Origin of the sequence: Klebsiella pneumoniae (assembly GCF_000742135.1) — a bacterium.
Taxonomy (GTDB): Bacteria; Pseudomonadota; Gammaproteobacteria; order Enterobacterales; family Enterobacteriaceae; genus Klebsiella; species Klebsiella pneumoniae.
Genome location: NZ_KN046818.1, coordinates 1,316,286 through 1,338,491, shown reverse-complemented (window position 1 = coordinate 1,338,491; position 22,206 = coordinate 1,316,286). Strand labels below are relative to the sequence as shown.

21 protein-coding genes are annotated in these 22,206 nt (G+C 57.6%); 3 read left to right on the top strand and 18 right to left on the bottom strand.

The window, feature by feature from the left end:
• Positions 1 to 225: 225 nt before the first annotated feature.
• The 8 genes from sucD to sdhC all read right to left on the bottom strand — a co-directional run bounded on the left by sucD (position 226) and on the right by sdhC (position 10,038).
• Positions 226 to 1,095, bottom strand: a complete 870-nt coding sequence (gene sucD, locus DR88_RS18775) for a succinate--CoA ligase subunit alpha (protein WP_002895043.1) — start codon at positions 1,093 to 1,095, stop codon at positions 226 to 228.
• Positions 1,095 to 2,261 carry an ADP-forming succinate--CoA ligase subunit beta gene (gene sucC / locus DR88_RS18780; RefSeq protein WP_002895039.1) on the bottom strand — a complete coding sequence of 389 codons (1,167 nt, stop codon included), beginning with the start codon at positions 2,259 to 2,261 and terminating at the stop codon, positions 1,095 to 1,097. The genes sucD and sucC overlap by 1 nt, the downstream gene beginning before the upstream one ends.
• Positions 2,262 to 2,364: 103 nt before the next feature.
• A complete protein-coding gene (gene odhB / locus DR88_RS18785; protein WP_004142209.1) occupies positions 2,365 to 3,591 on the bottom strand; it encodes a 2-oxoglutarate dehydrogenase complex dihydrolipoyllysine-residue succinyltransferase in 1,227 nt (408 codons plus the stop codon).
• A gap of 14 nt (positions 3,592 to 3,605) precedes the next feature.
• Positions 3,606 to 6,413 (bottom strand): 2-oxoglutarate dehydrogenase E1 component, encoded by a 2,808-nt coding sequence (gene sucA, locus DR88_RS18790; RefSeq protein WP_004147623.1) that lies wholly within the window; start codon positions 6,411 to 6,413, stop codon positions 3,606 to 3,608.
• 381 nt (positions 6,414 to 6,794) lie between these two features.
• Positions 6,795 to 7,511, bottom strand: a complete 717-nt coding sequence (gene sdhB / locus DR88_RS18795; RefSeq protein ID WP_002894954.1) for a succinate dehydrogenase iron-sulfur subunit SdhB — start codon at positions 7,509 to 7,511, stop codon at positions 6,795 to 6,797.
• Positions 7,512 to 7,526: 15 nt separating this feature from the next.
• Positions 7,527 to 9,293 carry a succinate dehydrogenase flavoprotein subunit gene (sdhA, locus tag DR88_RS18800; RefSeq protein WP_004179067.1) on the bottom strand — a complete coding sequence of 589 codons (1,767 nt, stop codon included), beginning with the start codon at positions 9,291 to 9,293 and terminating at the stop codon, positions 7,527 to 7,529.
• A complete protein-coding gene (sdhD, locus tag DR88_RS18805; protein ID WP_002894949.1) occupies positions 9,293 to 9,640 on the bottom strand; it encodes a succinate dehydrogenase membrane anchor subunit in 348 nt (115 codons plus the stop codon). The genes sdhA and sdhD overlap by 1 nt, the downstream gene beginning before the upstream one ends.
• The gene (gene sdhC, locus DR88_RS18810; protein WP_004142216.1) at positions 9,634 to 10,038 is read right to left on the bottom strand and encodes a succinate dehydrogenase cytochrome b556 subunit; all 405 of its coding nucleotides are present in this window, start codon (positions 10,036 to 10,038) and stop codon (positions 9,634 to 9,636) included. The genes sdhD and sdhC overlap by 7 nt, the downstream gene beginning before the upstream one ends.
• A gap of 324 nt (positions 10,039 to 10,362) precedes the next feature.
• Between sdhC and DR88_RS31835 the strand changes: the two genes are divergently transcribed.
• Complete coding sequence (locus DR88_RS31835; protein WP_418133188.1) at positions 10,363 to 10,464, top strand: hypothetical protein; 102 nt, start codon at positions 10,363 to 10,365, stop codon at positions 10,462 to 10,464.
• Positions 10,465 to 10,678: 214 nt separating this feature from the next.
• Complete coding sequence (gene gltA / locus DR88_RS18815; protein WP_002894943.1) at positions 10,679 to 11,962, top strand: citrate synthase; 1,284 nt, start codon at positions 10,679 to 10,681, stop codon at positions 11,960 to 11,962.
• Positions 11,963 to 12,052: 90 nt separating this feature from the next.
• On the opposite strand, the gene nei is transcribed toward gltA, so the two are convergent.
• The 8 genes from nei to DR88_RS18855 form a co-directional block, all read right to left on the bottom strand.
• Positions 12,053 to 12,844 (bottom strand): endonuclease VIII, encoded by a 792-nt coding sequence (nei, locus tag DR88_RS18820; RefSeq protein ID WP_023279698.1) that lies wholly within the window; start codon positions 12,842 to 12,844, stop codon positions 12,053 to 12,055.
• A 15-nt stretch (positions 12,845 to 12,859) separates the two neighbouring features.
• Entirely contained in the window at positions 12,860 to 13,504 is a 645-nt protein-coding gene (pcp, locus tag DR88_RS18825) for a pyroglutamyl-peptidase I (RefSeq protein ID WP_004183438.1), read from the bottom strand.
• Between the two features lie 9 nt (positions 13,505 to 13,513).
• The gene (locus tag DR88_RS18830) at positions 13,514 to 14,509 is read right to left on the bottom strand and encodes a DUF979 domain-containing protein (RefSeq protein ID WP_004223689.1); all 996 of its coding nucleotides are present in this window, start codon (positions 14,507 to 14,509) and stop codon (positions 13,514 to 13,516) included.
• The gene (locus tag DR88_RS18835) at positions 14,506 to 15,231 is read right to left on the bottom strand and encodes a DUF969 domain-containing protein (RefSeq protein ID WP_025862169.1); all 726 of its coding nucleotides are present in this window, start codon (positions 15,229 to 15,231) and stop codon (positions 14,506 to 14,508) included. The genes DR88_RS18830 and DR88_RS18835 overlap by 4 nt, the downstream gene beginning before the upstream one ends.
• Before the next feature lie 81 nt (positions 15,232 to 15,312).
• The gene (pxpA, locus tag DR88_RS18840) at positions 15,313 to 16,056 is read right to left on the bottom strand and encodes a 5-oxoprolinase subunit PxpA (RefSeq protein ID WP_004176856.1); all 744 of its coding nucleotides are present in this window, start codon (positions 16,054 to 16,056) and stop codon (positions 15,313 to 15,315) included.
• Positions 16,046 to 16,978 carry a 5-oxoprolinase subunit PxpC gene (gene pxpC / locus DR88_RS18845; RefSeq protein ID WP_004147614.1) on the bottom strand — a complete coding sequence of 311 codons (933 nt, stop codon included), beginning with the start codon at positions 16,976 to 16,978 and terminating at the stop codon, positions 16,046 to 16,048. Before pxpC ends, pxpA begins: the two co-directional genes overlap by 11 nt.
• Positions 16,972 to 17,628: a 5-oxoprolinase subunit PxpB gene (pxpB, locus tag DR88_RS18850; protein WP_004176857.1), complete on the bottom strand. Its 657-nt coding sequence runs from the start codon at positions 17,626 to 17,628 to the stop codon at positions 16,972 to 16,974. Before pxpB ends, pxpC begins: the two co-directional genes overlap by 7 nt.
• A gap of 14 nt (positions 17,629 to 17,642) precedes the next feature.
• Positions 17,643 to 18,386, bottom strand: coding sequence for a type 2 GTP cyclohydrolase I (locus DR88_RS18855; protein ID WP_004176858.1), 744 nt, complete (start codon positions 18,384 to 18,386; stop codon positions 17,643 to 17,645).
• 267 nt (positions 18,387 to 18,653) lie between these two features.
• Between DR88_RS18855 and dtpD the strand changes: the two genes are divergently transcribed.
• On the top strand, positions 18,654 to 20,132 hold the full coding sequence (dtpD, locus tag DR88_RS18860; RefSeq protein ID WP_032443817.1) for a dipeptide permease DtpD: 1,479 nt from the start codon (positions 18,654 to 18,656) through the stop codon (positions 20,130 to 20,132).
• Here dtpD and phrB read toward each other — a convergent pair.
• Positions 20,104 to 21,546: a deoxyribodipyrimidine photo-lyase gene (gene phrB / locus DR88_RS18865; RefSeq protein WP_004147610.1), complete on the bottom strand. Its 1,443-nt coding sequence runs from the start codon at positions 21,544 to 21,546 to the stop codon at positions 20,104 to 20,106. The two genes, dtpD and phrB, sit on opposite strands and share 29 nt — an antisense overlap.
• Positions 21,547 to 21,729: 183 nt before the next feature.
• A complete protein-coding gene (locus DR88_RS18870) occupies positions 21,730 to 21,939 on the bottom strand; it encodes a DUF2517 family protein (RefSeq protein WP_004142243.1) in 210 nt (69 codons plus the stop codon).
• Positions 21,940 to 22,206: the final 267 nt, after the last annotated feature.

The following is a 22,206-nucleotide window of genomic DNA, read 5'->3' as shown; positions in this document are numbered from 1 at the left end:
ACGGTACAGCCGGGATATATTTTTTAGCCAGTACAGCGCATCGAAAATACTTATTAAATAATAAATTAAATCAATATGATAGATAGGGCTTTTCGCAGAAAATCAATTCGTTGTTGGCGCTGCGGTTCTGACGAGACGGGATAACGGTCACAAAAAAGGCCACCTGACGGTGGCCAACCATGTCGAAATCGGACAGATTTCTGCTTGCGGACAAGCAGAGAGGGTTTACTTGATAATAGCTTTCAGCGCTTCGCCGATGTCGGCCAGGCTGCGAACAGTTTTCACACCCGCCGCTTCCAGCGCTGCGAATTTCTCATCCGCTGTACCTTTACCGCCGGCGATGATAGCGCCCGCGTGGCCCATACGCTTGCCTTTCGGCGCGGTAACGCCCGCGATGTAGCCGACAACCGGCTTAGTGACATGATCTTTAATATAAGCAGCCGCTTCTTCTTCCGCGCTGCCGCCGATCTCACCGATCATGACGATCGCTTCGGTCTGCGGATCTTCCTCGAACATCTTCAGGATATCGATGAAGTTGGAGCCCGGGATCGGGTCGCCGCCGATACCGACGCAGGTAGACTGGCCGAAGCCGTAGTCGGTGGTCTGCTTAACCGCTTCATAGGTCAGGGTGCCGGAACGGGAAACGATGCCCACTTTACCCGGCTTGTGAATGTGACCTGGCATGATGCCGATTTTGCACTCGCCCGGAGTGATAACGCCCGGGCAGTTCGGGCCGATCATACGCACGCCCGCTTCGTCCAGCTTCACCTTCACGGTCAGCATATCCAGCGTTGGGATACCTTCGGTGATGGTGATGATAAGCTTAATGCCCGCGTCGATCGCTTCCAGGATGGAATCTTTGCAGAACGGCGCCGGAACGTAGATCACGGTCGCGGTCGCGCCGGTCGCTTCAACGGCTTCGCGCACGGTGTTGAACACCGGCAGGCCCAGGTGAGTGGTGCCGCCTTTGCCTGGCGTCACGCCACCAACCATTTGCGTACCGTAAGCGATCGCTTGTTCAGAGTGGAAGGTCCCCTGGCTACCGGTGAAGCCCTGGCAGATAACCTTGGTATCTTTATTGATTAAAACTGACATTATTTCCCCTCCACTGCGGCAACAACCTGCTGTGCTGCGTCCGTCAGACTTTTCGCTGCAATAATATTCAGGCCGCTGTCAGCCAGTTTTTTCGCGCCCAGTTCGGCGTTGTTACCTTCCAGACGTACAACAACCGGAACGTTAACCCCTACTTCCGCTACCGCGCCGATGATGCCGTCAGCGATCAGGTCGCAACGCACGATGCCGCCGAAGATGTTAACCAGCACCGCTTTAACGTTGTCGTCAGAGAGGATGATTTTGAACGCTTCGGTCACGCGCTCTTTGGTCGCGCCGCCGCCTACGTCGAGGAAGTTAGCCGGTTCGCCGCCGTGCAGCTTAACGATGTCCATGGTACCCATCGCCAGGCCTGCGCCGTTAACCATGCAGCCGATGTTGCCGTCCAGCGCGACGTAGTTCAGTTCCCACTGCGCCGCCTGCGCTTCACGTGGGTCTTCCTGAGACTGATCGCGCATTTCGCGCAGATCCGGCTGGCGGAACAGCGCGTTGCCGTCAGCGCCCAGTTTGCCGTCGAGGCAGATCAGGTCGCCCTGCTTGGTGATCACCAGCGGGTTGATCTCGATCAGCGCCAGGTCGCGCTCAAGGAAAATGGTCGCCAGACCCATGAAAATCTTGGTGAACTGCTGAACTTGTTTACCTTCCAGACCCAGTTTGAACGCCAGTTCACGACCCTGGTAAGGCATCGGGCCCGCCAGCGGATCGATGGCGATCTTGTGGATCAGGTGCGGGGTCTCTTCCGCCACTTTCTCGATTTCCACGCCGCCTTCGGTAGACGCCATGAACACCACGCGACGGGAGCTACGGTCAACAACCGCGCCCAGGTACAGCTCTTTGTCAATATCGGTCGCCGCTTCAACCAGGATCTGGTTAACCGGCTGGCCGTTCGCATCTGTTTGATAGGTCACCAGACGTTTGCCCAGCCAGTGCTCGGCAAATGCGCGGATCTCTTCTTTGCTCTTAACTACTTTCACACCGCCCGCTTTGCCGCGGCCACCAGCGTGAACCTGACATTTCACTACCCACGGACCCGCGCCGATTTTTGAAGCGGCTTCTTCTGCTTCACGCGGAGTAGTACAGGCATAACCCACCGGCGCCGGTAAGCCATAGCGGGCAAAAAGTTGTTTTGCCTGATATTCATGTAAGTTCATGTGTTCAGTCCATCCTTCAGGGTGTAATTATCTTTAAACCTGTAGGCCTGATAACGGCGCTAACGCGTGTTATCCGGCCTACGGTAGGTAATACGCTTGCTGACTACACGTCCAGCAGCAGACGGGTCGGATCTTCCAGCAGCTCTTTAATCGCCACCAGGAAGCCTACCGATTCACGTCCGTCGATCAGACGGTGGTCATAGGAGAGCGCCAGGTACATCATCGGCAGGATCTCTACCTTGCCATTGACCGCCATCGGACGGTCTTTAATGGCATGCATACCCAGAATAGCGCTCTGCGGTGGGTTGATGATCGGCGTGGACATCAGGGAGCCGAAGACGCCGCCGTTGGTAATAGTGAAGTTACCGCCGGTCAGGTCGTCTACGGTCAGCTTGCCGTCGCGGCCTTTCACTGCCAGCTCTTTGATATTCTTTTCGATATCCGCCATGCCCAGCAGGTCGACGTCACGCAGAACCGGGGTGACCAGACCGCGCGGAGTGGATACGGCCATGCTGACGTCGAAGTAGTTGTGGTACACCACGTCGTCGCCATCGATGGAAGCGTTCACTTCCGGATAGCGTTTCAGCGCTTCCACTACCGCTTTCACGTAGAAGGACATAAAGCCCAGGCGGATGCCATGACGTTTTTCGAACGCCTCACCGTACTGCTTACGCAGATCCATGATGGGCTTCATGTTGACTTCGTTAAAGGTCGTCAGCATGGCGGTAGAGTTTTTCGCTTCCAGCAGACGTTCGGCTACGCGTTTACGCAGACGGGTCATCGGGACGCGTTTTTCCGAACGGTGGCCCAGCTGCGGCGCCGGCGCGGCTGCCGGGGCGGCGGCTGGCGCTTTGGCTTCTGCCGGCGCCGGGGCTTTCGCCAGATGTTTCTCAACGTCTTCGCGGGTCAGACGGCCGCCGACGCCAGTGCCTTTGATGGCCGCTGGGTCAAGGTTGTGTTCAGCCAGCAGACGACGGATCGCCGGGCTCAGCGCGTCGTTGTTCTGCTCTTCCAGAGAGGCCTGCTGACGCTGCGCCGGAGTGGACGCTTTCGCATCGGCTTTCTCGCTGCTTTCTTTACCTGCGCTGTTGCCTTCGCGCAGGCGGCCAAGGATCTGGCGAGACAGGACGGTGGCGCCCTCGTCTTCCAGCACTGCATCCAGAATGCCGTCCGCTGATGCCGGTACTTCCAGTACCACTTTGTCAGTTTCGATTTCGACCAGAACTTCGTCACGGACGACCGCGTCGCCCGGTTTTTTGTGCCAGGTGGCGACGGTTGCGTCAGCTACGGACTCAGGCAGGTCGGGAACCAGAATATCTACGCTACTCATTGTGTATCCTTTAATTAATCGACGTTCAGCGCGTCATTGACCAGATCTTGTTGCTGTTTCTGGTGAACGGACATATACCCTACCGCCGGAGAGGCGGAGGCCGGGCGGCCTGCATAACGCAGAGAGGCCCCAAACGGAATCACTTCACGGAAGTGATGCTGGCTGCAGTACCATGCGCCCTGGTTGAGCGGCTCTTCCTGGCACCAGACAAAATCATGCACGTGCGCATACGCTTTCAGCGCTTCCTGCACCGCCTGATGCGGGAACGGATAGAGCTGCTCGATACGAACGATAGCGACATCTTTTTGCTCGTTTTTGCGGCGCTGTTCCAGCAGGTCGTAGTAAACCTTACCAGAGCACAGCACAACGCGCTTCACAGCCTGCGGATCAAGTTGATCGATTTCACCAATAGCCGGCAGGAAAGTGCCGTTCGCCAGCTCATCCATGCTGGAAACCGCCAGCGGATGACGCAGCAGCGACTTCGGCGACATCACCACCAGCGGACGACGCATACCGCGCAGCGCCTGGCGACGCAGCATGTGATAAACCTGTGCCGGCGTGGACGGCACGCAGACCTGCATGTTTTGTTCAGCGCACAGCTGCAGATAACGCTCCAGACGCGCGGAGGAGTGCTCCGGGCCCTGGCCTTCGTAACCGTGCGGCAGGAGCATCACCAGGCCGCACATCCTTCCCCACTTCTGCTCACCGGAGGAGATGAACTGGTCGATCACCACCTGCGCACCGTTGGCGAAGTCGCCAAACTGCGCTTCCCAGATAGTCAGAGTGCGCGGCTCGGCGGTGGCGTAACCATATTCGAACGCCAGCACCGCTTCTTCAGACAGTACCGAGTCCCAAACGCGGAACTGGCCCTGGCCGTTATGGACATGCTGCAGCGGCGTGTAGGTTGAACCATTGGTCTGGTTATGGATCACCGCATGACGGTGGAAGAAGGTGCCGCGGCCGGAGTCTTCGCCGGACAGACGAACCGGAATACCTTCGTCAACCAGCGTGGCGTAGGCCAGATTTTCAGCGCCGCCCCAGTCAAACAGCTTCTCGCCTGCCGCCATCGCCTGGCGGTCGGCGTAAATTTTCGCCACGCGGGACTGCATTTCGATACCTTCCGGTACCGTGCTGATGCGTTTGGCCAACTCCTGCAGACGTTTCGGCTCAACTTTATCCGGATAGCTCTCGTCCCACTCGTGGTTGAGGTACGGCGACCAGGTAAAGGAATGCATATTCATCGGACGCCATTCCTGCACCACGCATTCGCCGGCATCCAGCGCATCGCGGTAGAGGTTAACCTGCTCGGTCGCATCTTCCAGAGTCGCCACCTTCTCCTGCTCCAGCTTGTCAGCATAGATTTTGCGCGGAGTCGGATGCTTTTTGATCTTCTGATACATCAGCGGCTGGGTTGCGCTCGGCTCATCGGCTTCGTTGTGGCCGTGACGGCGGTAGCACACCAGGTCAATGAAGACATCGCGTTTAAAGGTATTGCGGAAATCAAGCGCCAGACGGGTGACGAAGGCGACCGCTTCCGGATCGTCCGCATTGACGTGGAAAATCGGCGCCTGCACCATTTTACCGATGTCGGTGCAGTACGGCGTTGAGCGCGCATCCAGCGGGTTAGAGGTCGTGAAGCCCACCTGGTTGTTGATAACGATGCGCACGGTACCGCCCACTTCGTAACCGCGGGCTTTGGACATGTTCAGAGTTTCCTGAACCACGCCCTGGCCGGTGACGGCGGCGTCGCCGTGGATGGTAATAGGCAGAACTTTGTTGCTGCTTGGCTCGTCCAGACGATCCAGACGGGCGCGTACGGAACCGATAACCACCGGGCTGACGATCTCGAGGTGCGACGGGTTAAACGCCAGCGCCAGGTGCACCAGACCGCCTTCGGTTTCCATATCGGAAGAGAAGCCCATGTGGTACTTCACGTCGCCGGTGCCGAGGTGTTCTTTATGTTTGCCCGCGAACTCGTCGAACAGGTCCTGCGGTTTTTTACCCAGCACGTTGACCAGCACGTTCAGACGGCCGCGGTGCGCCATGCCCAGCACCACTTCGCGGGTGCCGCTTTTGCCTGCATGGCGGATCATCTCTTTGAGCATCGGGATCAGGGCGTCGCCACCCTCCAGCGAGAAGCGCTTCGCCCCCGGGAATTTGGCGCCGAGGTAGCGCTCCAGACCTTCCGCGGCGGTCAGTTCGCTGAGGAAGCGTTTTTTCTCTTCCGCGGTAAAGCTCGCTTTGCCAGCTACCGATTCAATGCGCTGCTGGATCCAGCGTTTTTCTTCGGTAGAGGTGATATGCATGTATTCCGCGCCGATGGAGCCGCAGTAGGTTTGCTTGAGGGCGGCAATCAGCTCGCCCAGCTTCATCGTGTCTTTACCGATGGCAAATGAACCTACGTTATAGCTTTCCTGGAAATCGGCCTCGGTCAGATCGTGGTAGGCCGGATCGAGATCCGCCACTCTCTCTTGCTTCCACAGCCCCAGCGGATCGAGATTCGCATGCTGGTGGCCACGGAAACGGTATGCGTTGATGAGCTGCAGGACTTTAACCTGCTTCACATTGGTGTCTGGGTCGGAAATCGAAGAAGTGTAACGTGAGGCATCCTTCGCCAGTCGACGGAAATAATCACGCGTTTTGGAATGAAATTGATCCGGTTTAACTCCGGTGCCAGGTAACTGCTGGAACATTGAACGCCAGTTGGCGTCAACAGAGTCAGGATCGGTTAAGAAGTCTTCATAGAGCTGTTCTATCCAGCTCTGGTTCGAACCAGAGAGGTAAGAAGAGTCCAGCCAGGCTTTCATTGCGCCGTTCTGCATCGTGATCCCTTAAGCATTCATATGCTTATTTCGCCGTAGAAACTACCACGCACACCGAGTGCACGTGCCGGGGTTCACTTGTTGCGGACGAGTTGTGGTTTCTATCCGCTAAGGAACCTTTAAAAACTGCCATTAATCTTCAGCGTTCAGGCTGCGGTTGCGTTGGCTGCCTTCGCTTACCCCGGTCACATAGTTCACTATGCTCCCGGGGATGCGCTCAGTTGCCGCCTTACCTCGCACTGAACGCCTCGATTACTGGTACATCTTGTGGCGGTTTTTAAAGATTTCCTGCTATATCCCCCGGCGGCGCTAACGCTTGCCGGGGCTACTGCTTTGGTAGCCCGGATAAGCGCTAGCGCCATCCGGGACAGACCGTGTTGCTTACGCGCTGCGCTGTAGCAGCATCGACTTAATATGGCCGATGGCGCGCGTCGGGTTCAGCCCCTTCGGACACACACTGACGCAGTTCATAATGCTGTGACAGCGGAATACGCTGAAAGCATCGCTCAGGCCGTCCAGGCGCTCGCTGGTTTCGGTATCGCGACTGTCGATCAGGAAGCGATACGCGGCCAGCAGGCCAGCCGGGCCGATGAACTTGTCCGGGTTCCACCAGAACGACGGGCACGAGGTCGAACAGCAGGCGCACAGAATACACTCGTACAGCCCGTCGAGTTTCTCACGCTGCTCAGGCATCTGCAGATGCTCGCGAGCCGGAGGATTTTGCCCATTATTCAACAAGTAAGGCTTAATCTTCTCATATTGTGCATAGAATTGCCCCATGTCCACCACCAAATCACGGATAACCGGTAATCCTGGCAGCGGACGGATAACAATCTTCTTGCCCGGCTGATTCAGCGCGGAGATTGGCGTGATGCACGCCAAACCGTTTTTCCCGTTCATGTTTAGACCATCGGACCCGCAGACCCCTTCACGGCAGGAGCGGCGGAACGACAGCGACGGATCTTTTTCTTTCAGCTGGATCAGCGCATCCAGCAGCATCATGTCGCGACCTTCTTCCGCTTCAAGGGTGTAATCCTGCATGTGCGGAGCGTCGTCAACATCCGGGTTATAGCGATAAATTGAAAACTCGAGTTTCATTTTCCTGTCTCCGCATTAGTAAGTACGAATCTTCGGCGGGAATGCCGGACGCAGTTTCGGTTCCATATTGACGCTACGACGCGTCATGGATTCCGACTCTGGCAGGTACAGGGAATGGCACAGCCAGTTTTCATCATCACGATCCGGGAAGTCGAAGCGGCTGTGGGCGCCACGGCTCTCGGTACGGAAGTTAGCGGATACGGCGGTCGCGTAGGCGGTTTCCATCAGGTTATCCAGCTCCAGGCACTCAACGCGCTGGGTGTTGAACTCGCTGGAGGTATCGTCGAGACGGGCGTTTTTCAGGCGCTCGCGGATCACTTTCAGTTGCTCCAGACCTTTGTGCATCGCATCGCCTTCGCGGAACACCGAGAAGTTATGCTGCATACATTCCTGCAGCGCTTTACGAATCGCCACCGGATCTTCACCAGAGCGGGTGTTGTTCCAGCGGTTGAGGCGATCCAGCGAGCCTTCGATATCGGATTCGCTGGCGTCGCGCAGCGTGCCCTGCTCGGCAATGGATTCCTGCAGATGCAGGCCCGCCGCGCGGCCGAAGACCACCAGGTCGAGCAACGAGTTGCCGCCCAGACGGTTGGCGCCGTGGACCGATACGCAGGCGATTTCGCCTACCGCGAACAGGCCCGGGATCACCACGTCTTCGCCCTTCTCATTCACGGTCAACGCCTGACCGGTGACTTTGGTCGGGATACCGCCCATCATGTAGTGACAGGTTGGGATAACCGGGATCGGCTCTTTCACCGGATCGACGTGGGCAAAGGTACGGGAAAGTTCAAGGATACCCGGCAGACGAGATTCCAGAACCTCTTTACCGAGGTGATCCAGTTTCAGTTTCGCGTGCGGGCCCCACGGACCGTCGCAGCCGCGGCCTTCGCGGATTTCGATCATGATGGAACGCGCCACCACGTCACGGCCCGCAAGGTCTTTAGCGTTCGGGGCATAACGCTCCATAAAGCGTTCGCCGTGTTTGTTCAGCAGGTAACCGCCTTCGCCGCGGCAACCTTCGGTAACCAGAACCCCAGCCCCGGCGATACCGGTCGGGTGGAACTGCCACATTTCCATATCCTGCACCGGCACGCCGGCGCGGATGGCCATCCCGACGCCGTCACCCGTATTGATGTGGGCGTTGGTGGTGGACTGATAGATACGGCCTGCGCCGCCGGTCGCCAGCACGGTGGCGCGGGCTTTAAAGTAGACCACTTCGCCGGTCTCGATGCACAGGGCGGTACAACCGACTACCGCGCCGTCCTGGTTTTTCACCAGATCGAGGGCGTACCATTCGGAGAAGATAGTGGTGTGGTTTTTCAGGTTCTGCTGATACAGAGTGTGCAGCAGGGCGTGACCGGTACGGTCAGCCGCCGCCGCGGTACGCGCCGCCTGTTCGCCGCCGAAGTTCTTCGACTGGCCGCCAAACGGGCGCTGATAAATACGGCCATCGTCAAGACGAGAGAACGGCAGTCCCATGTGCTCCAGCTCAAGAATCGCTTCCGGGCCGGTCTTACACATGTATTCGATGGCGTCCTGGTCGCCGATATAGTCCGACCCTTTTACGGTGTCGTACATATGCCATTCCCAGTTATCTTCATGGGAGTTACCGAGCGCGACGGTGATGCCACCCTGCGCGGATACGGTATGGGAACGGGTAGGGAACACTTTGGAGAGCAGTGCACAGGTCTGTCCGCTCTGGGAAATTTGCAGCGCCGCGCGCATACCTGCGCCGCCGGCACCGATGACAACAGCATCAAACTCTCTGACTGGCAATTTCATTACACACCCCACACCACAACAAATCCATAAAGAACGTAAGCCACCAGCGCCACAACGATAGCCAGTTGCAGAACCAGGCGCAGAGCCAGTGGTTTAACGTAGTCCGTTAACACCTGCCACATCCCGATCCAGGCATGGATGAGAATGGAAACGAGAGCCAGCAGAGTGAAGACTTTAGTGAAGCCGGAGGCAAAGAATCCGGTCCACACTTCCCATGAGATTTCACCGGTGGTGGCGAAGAAGCCAACCATGTAGATGATGTAGAGGGTCAGAACGATGGCGGTAGCACGGACCAGGATAAAGTCATGTACGCCGTTGCGTCCCAGTGCTGAGGCGTTGCTTACCATACGAGGACTCCTGCGAGAAGTGAAAGCACGACAGTAATAACAAAAGAAATTTTGGCGGAACGTTTCCCTGCTTCGAGGGTTTCGTCCAGGTAGCCAAAGTCCATCATCAGATGGCGAATACCGACAACGACGTGATAGGCCAGCGCGGTGAGAATGCCCCACATGATGAACTTCACAAAGAAGCTATCCATGATGGAGGCCGCCGTCAGAAAACCTTCTGGGGAGGAAAGGCTGGTGCCCAGCAGCCAAAGCAGAATTCCGACCGCCACGAAGGTGATGACACCGGAAACGCGATGGAGAATGGACGCTATCGCCGTGATTGGGAACCGTATCGTTTGTAGATCCAGATTGACAGGTCTTTGTTTTTTCACATTTCTTACCATGAATAACGCCCACATGCTGTTCTTATTGTTTCCTTCCTCCGGTCTGCTTGCGGGTCAGACAGCGTCCTTTCTATAACCAGAAGTCATGTTAAAACGTCTTTTCAGGCATAAAAACATCACTAAACAACGCTGGGTGGCTCGGGATTGCAGGGTGTTCCGGAGACCTGGCCGCAGTATAGGCCGTTCACAAAATCATTACAATTAACCTACATATAGTTTGTTGGGTTTTCTCCGGAACAGTGATCAAGGTCACGATACCAACATTTTTTTAATTTTTAATCACATGATTTGACAAATATTAAACATTCTTGTTACAACCATTACCAGTTAAATGCAATAATGCTCAAAAGTTATGGGGTCACTCTTTCACCTGAGAATAAGTTATGTAACAGTGTGTCAGTATTGACCGATGTAATCAGGACAGTTATTAGTGGTATATAGGTTTTAATATTCGGACTGCTAAAACGCTGATTTGCTGTTGTTTCACCGCAGCCCTGAAGGACGTGCCATCAAGCGCCGTTGCTCTGTACCCTGCCCTTTTCGCTGACGCAGAGCTGTGTGCAACATAACAAACTGGTCACGTATGCAGGCGCGGGCCGAAAGCAAATCCACCACCCGGCAGTCTTAAGCAATAAAGGCGCTAAGGAGACCATAAATGTCTGATGCTAAAGCAAAAATCACCCTGGGTGGTGACACTGCTATTGAACTGGATGTGCTAAAAGGCACGCTCGGTCAGGATGTTATTGATATTCGTAGTCTTGGTTCAAAAGGCGTATTTACCTTTGACCCAGGTTTCACATCAACGGCTTCTTGTGAATCTAAAATTACGTTTATCGATGGTGACGAGGGGATCCTGCTGCACCGCGGCTTCCCGATCGACCAGTTAGCGACCGAATCTAATTATCTTGAAGTCTGTTATATCCTGCTGTACGGCGAAAAGCCGACCCAGGCCGAATATGACGAATTCAAAACTACCGTCACCCGCCACACCATGATTCATGAGCAGATCACCCGTCTGTTCCACGCGTTCCGTCGCGATTCCCACCCGATGGCGGTGATGTGCGGGATCACTGGCGCGCTGGCGGCGTTCTATCATGATTCCCTCGACGTGAATAACCCGCGTCACCGCGAGATTGCCGCCTACCGTCTGCTGTCCAAAATGCCAACCATGGCAGCCATGTGTTACAAGTATTCTATCGGCCAGCCGTTTGTTTATCCGCGCAACGACCTCTCCTACGCCGGCAACTTCCTGCGCATGATGTTTGCGACACCGTGCGAAGAGTATGAAGTCAATCCGGTGCTGGAGCGCGCGATGGATCGTATTCTGATCCTGCACGCCGATCACGAGCAGAACGCGTCGACCTCCACGGTACGTACCGCAGGCTCCTCCGGCGCTAACCCGTTCGCCTGTATCGCTGCGGGCATCGCCTCCCTGTGGGGACCGGCACACGGTGGCGCCAACGAAGCGGCGCTGAAAATGCTGGAAGAGATCAGCTCCGTTGAGCACATTCCGGAATTTGTTCGTCGTGCGAAAGACAAGAATGACTCTTTCCGCCTGATGGGCTTCGGCCATCGTGTTTACAAAAACTACGATCCGCGCGCCACCGTGATGCGTGAAACCTGCCATGAAGTGCTGAAAGAGCTGGGCACCAAAGACGACCTGCTGCAGGTGGCCATGGAGCTGGAGCATATCGCGCTGAACGACCCGTACTTCATCGAGAAGAAACTGTATCCGAACGTCGACTTCTACTCCGGTATTATCCTGAAAGCGATGGGTATTCCGTCCTCCATGTTTACCGTTATCTTCGCCATGGCGCGTACCGTGGGCTGGATTGCGCACTGGAACGAAATGCACAGCGATGGTATGAAGATCGCCCGTCCGCGTCAGCTGTATACCGGCTACGCCAAACGCGATTTCCAGTCCGACATTAAGCGTTAATCTCACTGTCCGGATCATAAAAACGCGCCTGCTGGCGCGTTTTTTTATGCCTGATAACGCGCTTCATGCTGAAATCGCCCGCCAGCCGGCTTAATGCTGGCATCCTGGACACCAGTAAAATGGCCGCGAGGAGAGCGTCGTCTTCTCAATGATTCCCCCACAGCGTTCGCACCTTTCCCCATCGCGATGGAAGACCTTAAAGCGAAACAGCGCGCCATGATGCTTGTTGTCATCCACCAGACCGCGAGTACGATAGGACAGCCGCGGGATATCGAGCAGCGCGTGCGCCAGCGCATCCAGCTGACTGTCGCTCAGTTCAGCGGCTTTACGCTTACCGCTTAATCCCACCTGCCAGAGAATTTCCACCCGCAGATAGTTTCCGAGCCCGGCAAGAAAAGCCTGATCCAGCAGCAGGCCGGAAAACTGACGATTGCGGAATTTGGCCGACAGCAGCCGCGCTTTCACCTGCTCCGCGGTTAACGTCATGTCCAGCACGTCCGGTCCGACGCGCAGCAAGAACGGATGGTTGGCAACCTGCTCCGCCGTGAGGATATCAATGTCCGACGCGCTGTAGAGCAAAATCGCCTTGCTGGCGGTCTGCAGCCTGACGCGCAGTACGCGGTTCGATTGCGGCTCAACGCCGGCATCCACCACACGCCAGACGCCGTACAGCTGGTTATGGCTATACAGGGTCAATCCGCCGGAGAAGTGGGTTAACAGGGCCTTGCCGCGGGTGGCGATATGGGTCACCCGCTGACCAGTTAGCTGAGTGTGATAGGGTTGCAACTGAGGAAAGGCGAACCAGACGTTGGTTAAGGGTTCGCCTTTGATTGCCGCCTCCAGTTTATCCGCCGCACGGCGGATCTCCGGACCTTCCGGCATACTGTCATCCTTCTGTTAATGGGTGGCGCCGCCGCCAATTTTGACATCGTCATCCTGTTCAAGAGCGACGGCAATCGCCGTTTCCAGCGCCGCGCGTACCGTCGCGACCGACATACTCGCCTGCCCCGGGTGGGCCGCCGCCTGTTCAGGCAGATAAGGAATATGGATAAAACCGCCCTTCTGCCCGCTTTTTCCCTGCAGCTGATGCAGCAAACCATACATCACGTGATTGCAGACGAAGGTGCCCGCGGTTTGCGACACCGAGGCCGGGATCCCCTGCTGGCGCAACGCGCTAACGATCGCTTTGATCGGCAGCGTACTGAAGCAGGCCGCAGGGCCATTAGCGACGATCGGCTCATCGATCGGTTGCTGGCCTTTATTGTCGGGGATCCGCGCATCATCGACATTGATCGCTACACGTTCGACGGTAATATCGACACGGCCGCCGGCCTGTCCGACGGCAATCGTCAGCCGCGGTTGATAGGTTTCCAGCGCCGCCTTCAGCACCGTCAGCGCTTCGCCGAATACGCAGGGTAACTGTTTAGCCACCACCTGCTGTCCGCGAATAATCATGCCATCCAGCTGCTTAACCACTTCCCATGAAGGATTAACCGTTTCGCCGCCGAACGGCTCAAAACCGGTAATCAATACGCCAGCCATCATCCCTCCTTACAGGAACATCAGGAAATAGAGTAAGAATACATTGACGATAAGCAGCAGGATACCGGTCGGTATCTGAGCTTTAATCACCGCGTTTTTATCCGGCAGTTCCAGCAGCGCCGCCGGCACAATATTGAAGTTCGCCGCCATCGGCGTCATCAGCGTGCCGCAGTAGCCGGAAAACATACCAATCGCCGCCATTACCGCCGGATTGCCGCCGTGCTGCAGGACTAAAATCGGAATGCCAACTCCGGCGGTCACAATCGGGAAAGCGGCAAAGGCGTTGCCCATCACCATTGTCAGCACCGCCATGCCGATGGCATACACAGCCACGGCGATAAAGCGGTTATCGACCGCCAGATAGTGCTCGGTCAGCCATGAAATGCTGGTTCCGACGCCCGCTGCGGTAAACAGCAGCCCCAGCACCGCGAGGATTTGCGGCAGGATAAAGGCCCAGCCGACGGAATCAAGCAAACGGCGCGCTTCCTGCATTGGCTGCGCCACCGTTTCATGCGTCATACGAATCGCCATCGCCAGGCCAATCAGCGTACCGACAGTCATCGAGAACAGAGTAATCAGCGTCGCGTGGTTGCCCGGCCCGAAGAGCGCCACCTGCCATGAGGGCAGATTGTTAAACAGCAGTACGCCAATGACGGTGACGACCGGAATCGCCAGCGCCGGAAAGAAAAGTTTGTTGCCGAGGCGTTTCGCGCTGGCGGTTTTCTCTTCCTGGGTACGCTGATGGTAGCTGCCGAGGCGCACGCCGCCAAAACCGGCGATCAGCGCCAGGATGACCACCACCCCGCCGACAGCGATATTCACCGTACGCTTATCGCCCACCAGCTGATATGTCCAGTCGCCGAGCAAGAACACCAGCCCGTACAGGCCCCAGAACAGACCGGTTGTCAGACGCCGCGGATTGCTTTTGTCGCGCCAGGACATGATAGCCACGACCAGCAGTACCGCGCCGGCCAGCCAGTATAAATAGGTTTGTTGGAAATTCATGCCGCACCGCCTTTCGCCTGTCCGGCGTTTATCCGGTCCAGCTCGCGCTGGAGATGGCGATCGAGTCGCCACAGGCGCGCGGCGTGGATCAGAAAGGCGCAGATCGCCGTCGGGATCCCCCACAGGGCAATATGCAACGGTTCTGTCTGGATCCCACCCGACTCCAGCATAAAGTTGTGCATGAAGATGATCGCGCCGAAGGCGACAAAAATATCTTCGCCGAAGAACAGCCCGACGTTATCGGTCGCCGCCGACATCGCGCGCAGGCGGTAGCGTACATTGCCCGGCAGCGGGCCAAAGCGCTTTTCCGCCGCCCCCTCCGCCATCGGCGCCAGCAGCGGGCCCACCATTTGCGGATGTCCGCCGAGGCTGGTCAACCCCAGAGCGGCGGTGGCTTCGCGCACAAACAGATAGACGATCAGCAGACGTCCGGCGGTCGCGCTATGGATCTTCGCGATCCACGCCTGCGCCCGCTCTTTCAGACCATGGCGCTCCAGCAGCCCGATCACCGCCAGCGGCAGCAGCAGAATAAACGGCAGATTACGGGTATTCAGGAAGCCCTCGCCCAGTTTCTCCAGAATAGTGGCTATTGGCATATGCGCCGCCACGCCGGTGACGATCCCGGAGATAATCACCACCAGCACCGGGTTAAAGCGTAATACAAAACCGACCACAATCACGGCAATGCCGATTAGCGGCCAGAGGGATATCGCCTCTTGCATAATAACGTCCTGTTCAGTTGTGAGTATTGTGAGTGTTGTTAATTATTTGATTTAATTATTATTAATAACTTAGGCGGACTATTACTCGAGGTCCGCGCTGACGTCGATATTCCGCCCGGCAAACGCGGCGCGCAAGCGCCGGGCGAAATCGAGCGCGTGAGCGCCATCGCCATGCAGGCAGACCGTTTCCGCCTTAACATGCGCCCATTCGCCGCTCAGGCTGCGCACCCGATTGTGCTGCACCATTTCCAGCGTTTGCGCCAGCGCCTGCTCTTCGCTCTCAATCAGCGCGCCCGGTTGGCTGCGCGGCACCAGGCTGCCGTCGGCCTGATAGCCGCGATCGGCGAAGACTTCCTGGCGCGTCGTCAACTGATAATGCTGTCCGGCGCGGATAAGCTCGCTGCCCGCCAGCCCAACCAGCACCAGGTCGGCGTCGGCATCGCGCACCGCACGGGCGATAGCGTCGGCCAAAGGCGGCTCTTTCGCCGCCTGGTTGTACAACATGCCATGCGGTTTGACGTGCCGCAGCTCGCCCCCCTGGGCGTGTACGATTGCCGCCAGCGCGCCAATTTGGTACAGCACCTGGGCGTAGACCGTCTCTGGCGGTAACTGCATCGCGGTTCGACCGAAATTTTCCCGGTCCGGGAAGCTCGGGTGTGCGCCAATAGCGACGCCGTTTTTCAGCGCCTCGCGCACGCATTGCTGCATGAGAACCGCATCGCCGGCGTGAAAGCCGCAGGCGATATTGGCGGAAGAGACCAGCTGCAGCAGCGCGCTATCGCTGGCGCAGCCTTCGCCGAGGTCGGCATTTAAATCAATTTTCATCGCTTAATCTCCAGGCCAGTTGTTCAAGGTAGCGCTGCTGGTCGGCGCGCGCTTTTAGCGCTTCCTCCAGCGAACAGGGGACGAAATGGATCGGCTGACCTAGCGGAATTTGCGCCAGTTGGTACATATCGGCTTCAATAATGCAGGCTATACGCGGATAGCCGCCGGTGGTTTGCGCATCGTTCATCAACACAATCGGCTGGCCGTTATGCGGTACCTGTACCACGCCGGGCAGCAGGCCATGAGAGAGCATTTCCCGGTCGGTTGTGCGCCTGAGCGGCTGCCCCTGCAGGCGGTAGCCCATACGGTTGCTTTGCGGACTCAGCTTCCACGGCGAGCGCCAGAAAGACTCCTGCGACACGCTGTCGAATTCGTGATACTCCGGCCCCGGCAGCGCGCGAATAATATTGCCTATCGGCAGCTGTTTAACGCCGCGCGAGGCGCTAAAGCGGCGGGACGATTTCCCAATCTTCACTTGATCGCCATCCTGCAACCGGCGCCCTTCGATTCCGCCGATACCGACTTTCAGATCGGTAGAGCGGGAACCTAAAACTTCAGGGACATCAATACCGCCCGCGACCGCCAGATAGCTGCGGATCCCATGCTGAGGATTTTTCAGCACCAGCCGCTGCCCGGCCTTCGCCTCCATTCGCCAGCCCAACCAGACCGGCGCGCCGTCGAGCGTCGCTTCACAGGCGGCGCCGGTCAACGCGAACCAGCAGTGGCGGGTAAACTGCACATCGATCTGACCCAGCGTAATTTCCAGCGCCGCCGCCTCCGGCGCATTGCCCACCAGCAGATTGGCAATGGTCATCGCCGGTTTATCCAGCGCGCCGCAGCGGCTAATCCCCCACTGGCGCTGGCCTTCCCGGCCGCCATCCTGTACCGAGGTATACATGCCGGCGCGGATAAATTTCAACATACCCCCTCCTTCTGCGGCACAAAGCGCACGCGATCGCCGGAACGCAGCAGCACCGGCTCTTCACGTTTTGGATCGAATAATGCCAGCGGCGTGCGCCCCAGCAGCTGCCAGCCGCCCGGCGTCGCCAGCGGATAAATACCGGTTTGCGATCCGCCGATACCGACGGATCCCGCCGGTACCAGTACGCGCGGCTCGGCGCGACGCGGCATCGCCAGCTGCTCCGGCAGGCCGCCAAAATACGGAAACCCCGGCTGGAAACCCAGAAACCACACCATATACTCCACCGAAGAGTGCAGTTCGACCACCTGCTTTTCGCTCAACCCGCTATGGCGCGCGACGTCGCCAAGATCTGGTCCCGCCTCGCCGCCGTAGATAACCGGGATACTTATCTCACGGGATTCCGGCTCCAGCGCATCGCTCTCTTCCCACCAGCGCTGCAGCTTGTCAATCGCCTCCCACGCCATCTCCTGCGGACGACGCAGCACAACGGTGATGTTGTTCATCCCCGGGATCACTTCAACCACCTCTTCGCGATCGGTCAACCGCTGCGTCAGGCCCCAGATACGTTTTTGGCTCTCCAGGGTCACCGGAGGCTCAAGCTCCAGGACCACCGCCGTTTCACCTAACAGATAACAACGCGCTCGCTGCACTTTCTTCTCTCCCGTCAGGCAGGGTTAGGAATATCAATAAAGGTAACATCCAGATCGGTCGTTTCCGTCAGCCATTCGCTGAGGGCGCGAATGCCGCCCCGCTCGGTGGCGTGGTGGCCGGCGGCATAAAAATGCAGGCCCTGCTCGCGGGCAGAGTGAATAGTTTGTTCCGACACTTCGCCGGTGATAAAGGCGTCCACGCCAAAGCGCGCCGCGGCGTCGATAAAGCTCTGGCCGCCGCCGGTACACCAGGCGACGCGGCTGACGGTGTCCGGCCCGGTATCGCCGCACCACAGCGGCTTGCGCCCCAGTCGCGCTTCGATCCACGAGGCCAGTTCGAGGCCGGAAACCGGCATCGACAGCTCGCCCCACGGCACCAGCGGTTCGATTTCGCCGAGCACGTTAATCCCCAGCAGATGCGCCAGCTGCGCGTTATTGCCCAGCTCCGGATGGGCATCCAGCGGCAGGTGCCAACCGTAGAGATTGATATCGTTGGCCAGCAGGGTTTTCAGGCGACGGCGCTTCATGCCGCGGATCACTGGCGATTCGTTTTTCCAGAAATAGCCGTGATGAACAATCACCGCATCCGCCTGCAGACGGACGGCCTCATCCAGCAGCGCCTGGCAGGCCGTCACTCCGGTGACGATCTTGTGCACCGTTTCGCGTCCTTCCACCTGCAGACCGTTAGGGGCGAAGTCACTGATGGCCGCACTATTGAGCTTGTCGTTAATCAGTTGTTCCAGTTCGCTATTTTTCATCGCCACTCCAGCAGATAATCAGGTTATACAAAGGCATAACATAACCATATCCATTCGGGTCGTCGATAGTCCGCTACCGTCACTGACCATGACTTTTTAACGAATCCCGCAATTTGTCTATTCATCCCGCCGCGCATTAGTGTATATTTATGCACTAATAAAGCATATTAAATAATCAGAAAGCCCCTCAAGCCATGAATATGACTGATAAATCGCTATTCATGCAGAACGATCGACTTTCGCTTTACGCCAGGAAACACACTTCATATGCAGACAACATCATCGCAACCGCGGGCGATCTACTACGTCGTGGCGCTGCAAATCTGGGAGTATTTTAGCTTTTACGGCATGCGCGCCCTGCTGATCCTCTATCTCACCAATCAGCTCAAATATGACGATAACCATGCCTACGCCCTGTTCAGCGCCTACTGTTCGCTGGTCTATGTGACGCCGATCCTCGGCGGCTATCTGGCCGATAAGCTGTTAGGCAACCGGATGGCGGTCATGCTCGGCGCGCTGCTGATGGCCATTGGCCATCTGGTGCTCGGGGCCAGCGAAACCGCTCCGCTTTTCCTGTACCTGTCGCTGGCGATCATCGTCTGCGGCTACGGGTTGTTTAAATCCAACGTCAGCTGTCTGCTGGGCGAGCTGTACGAACCCGCCGATCCGCGTCGCGATGGCGGCTTTTCGCTGATGTATGCCGCCGGCAATATCGGCTCGATTATCGCGCCGATCGCCTGCGGCTACGTACAGGAGGAGTATAGCTGGGCGATGGGCTTTGCCCTGGCGGCCATCGGCATGGTCGCGGGGCTGGTGATTTTCCTCTGCGGCAACCGTCATTTCCAGCATACCGCCGGCGTCAACCGCCAGGCGCTGTGCGCGCGCCGCTTCCTGTGGCCGAACTGGGGCTGGCTGCTGGTATTGCTGGTTAACGCCCCGCTGCTGATTGCGGTACTGTTCTGGCAGGAGTGGTCGGTGTATGCCCTGATGGTGGCCACGGCCATTGGCCTCGCGGTACTGGCGCGGATCTACCTGCGCGCCGAAACCGATAAACAGCGCAAGGATCTGCGCCTGATCGTCGTCCTGACCGCCTTCAGCCTGCTGTTCTGGGCCTTCGCCCAACAGGGCGGGAGCTCCATCAGCCTGTATATTGACCGCTTCGTTAACCGCCATATCATGAGCTACGAAGTCCCTACCGCTATGTTCCAGTCAATCAACACCTTCGCGGTGATGCTCTGCGGGATGGTGCTGGCGTGGCTGGTGAAAGAGAGCGTGAACGGCAATCGCACCGTGCGCATCTGGGGGAAATTTGCCCTCGGTCTGGGCCTGATGAGCGCCGGGTTCTGCATTTTGACCCTCAGCGCCCGCTGGTCGGCGGCCTATGGTCAGTCGTCCATGCCGCTGATGGTGCTGGGTCTGGCGGTGATGGGCTTTGCCGAACTGTTTATCGACCCGGTCGCGATGTCGCAGATCACCCGCATTGAGATCCCGGGTGTCACTGGGGTGCTGACCGGTATCTATATGCTGCTCTCAGGGGCCATCGCCAACTATCTGGCCGGCGTTATCGCCGACCAGACCTCGCAGGCGTCATTCGACGCCGCCGGAGCGGTGAACTACTCCATTGACGCCTACATTACCGTCTTCAGCCAGATCACCTGGGGCGCGCTGGCCTGCGTCGGCGTGGTGCTGGTCATCTGGCTGTATCATTCGCTGAAAGTCAGGACCCGCCGTCTGGCGGTGGAGTAATTCCTTTTCTGGCGGCCTCCCAGGCCGCCAGCGTCTCCTGCCGCGCCTGCTTGTGATCAACTATCGGGCGCGAATAGTCCAGCGTGATCCCTTGTTTATCCGCCCACGCCCACGGCTGATGCAGGGCCTTCTCCGGCACCTTTGCCAGCTCCGGCAGCCAGCGACGTATAAACACCCCCTGTTTATCAAACTTTTCGCCCTGGGTGGTGGGGTTAAATATGCGGAAATAGGGCGCGGCGTCGGTGCCCGTTGAAGCCGCCCACTGCCAGCCGCCGTTATTCGCCGCCAGGTCGCCATCAATCAGCTGGCTCATGAAATAGCGCTCGCCCGCCCGCCAGTCGAGGCGCAAATCTTTGGTCAGGAAGCTGGCGACAATCATGCGCAACCGGTTATGCATCCAGCCGGTGGCGTTAAGCTGGCGCATGGCGGCATCGACTATCGGAAAACCGGTCTCCCCGCGCTGCCAGGCCTGCAGGGCGGCCTCCTCTGCGCGCCAGGCGACCTTATCTGTCCAGGCAGTAAATGGCCGCCCTTTACAGAGCTTCGGATAGTAGACCATCAGATGGCGGTAAAACTCGCGCCAGATCAGCTCGTTAAGCCAGGTGGCGCCGGCTCCGCCGTCCAGCGCGGCGGGATGTTCCGTCAGCAGACGATGCAGGCACTGGCGGGGGGACAGCACGCCGATGGCCAGGCAGGGCGACAGGCGACTGGTCCCTTCCACGGCCGGGAAGTCGCGCTGCCCCTCGTAATCCGCCGCCGCTTGCTGACAAAACGCGCGCAGACGCGCCAGCGCCGTTTTTTCATCCGCGGCAAACAGCAGCCCGTCGAACGGCGTTTGCGGGTAGTTAAGCTCAGGCAGCGGCGGCGCCTGGCAGGCAGGCGCCTGGCGCGGCTTCGGGGCCGCCACGCACGCCGGCAGTCCGTCCCGCAGACGGCGAATAAACGCATTTTTAAACGGGGTGAAGACTTTATACATTTCGCCGCCACCGGTCAGTACGCTGCCGGGCGGCAACAGGACGCTGTCGTCAAAGCCCTGGCAAATCACGTCGCGCAAGGTGTTCTCAACGGCGGCATCGCGCTGGCGTTCATTGAATTCGTACTGATAGTTGTAGAACAGGTGACTGACCTGATGCTGCTGGCAAAAATCGGCCAGCCGTTCGACGCTGGCGGTAAAATCGTCCGCCTCTTCTACCCACAGCGGTATACCCCGTTCCGCCAGCGCGGCATGCAGACTCTGTAAATGGCTGGCGATAAAAGCGGCCTGCCGTGGCGCCAGGTGATGTTCACGCCACTGCCCCGGGGTGGCGATATACAGCGCCAGCACCTGCGCCTGCGGATCGCGGCAGGCGGCAGCCAGCGCCAGGTTATCGTGAATGCGTAAATCCGTGCGTAACCAGACCAGATGGGTGGCCATATCACTCCTTATTATCCGTCAGCAATACTCATCTTATGATCTAAGCCGGCAAAAATAGCGCGCTCCGGCAAAATACGCACCTGCCAATTCCAAGGCGGCGCATAAAAACGAGTGTAGACAAGCGGCGAAAAAAAACCGCCGGGGCAACCCGGCGGTCTTGTTATTTTCTTCGCTGCAGGAGGATTAATAGAAATCGTGAGCGGCTTTCTCCGCCTGCGCCATCCACACCGGCTGCTCGCTGGTTTTCGACCACACTCGGTGCAGCCAGCTGTAATAGCGGGCGCGATCTTTCCAGAACAGCATCACCGGCAGCGCCGCGACGCCAGCCACGACGGCGAAAGCACGACGCAGCAAAATAATATGAGCAGGATAAGCTTTGTACAACGCCATCATTTCTCTCCCCTTTGTCAGGCCGGCAAGCAGCGCCGGTAAAATTAATCATGTTTGTCTGAGCAAAATAATACCGCTCTGCTTGTAATTTTACTACTCATCCGACCACTAAAAAGCACGTATTTATACTTAATTTACATTCGCCACGTAAATTAGTTACGAAAAAGTTAAATTAATACTAACCATCAGTTAATTTGTGCCTTTGTCATTTTTATACTTTTTTTACACCGCACCCGCGGATTTTTGCGAAATCTTTGCGCCGTAATTTCT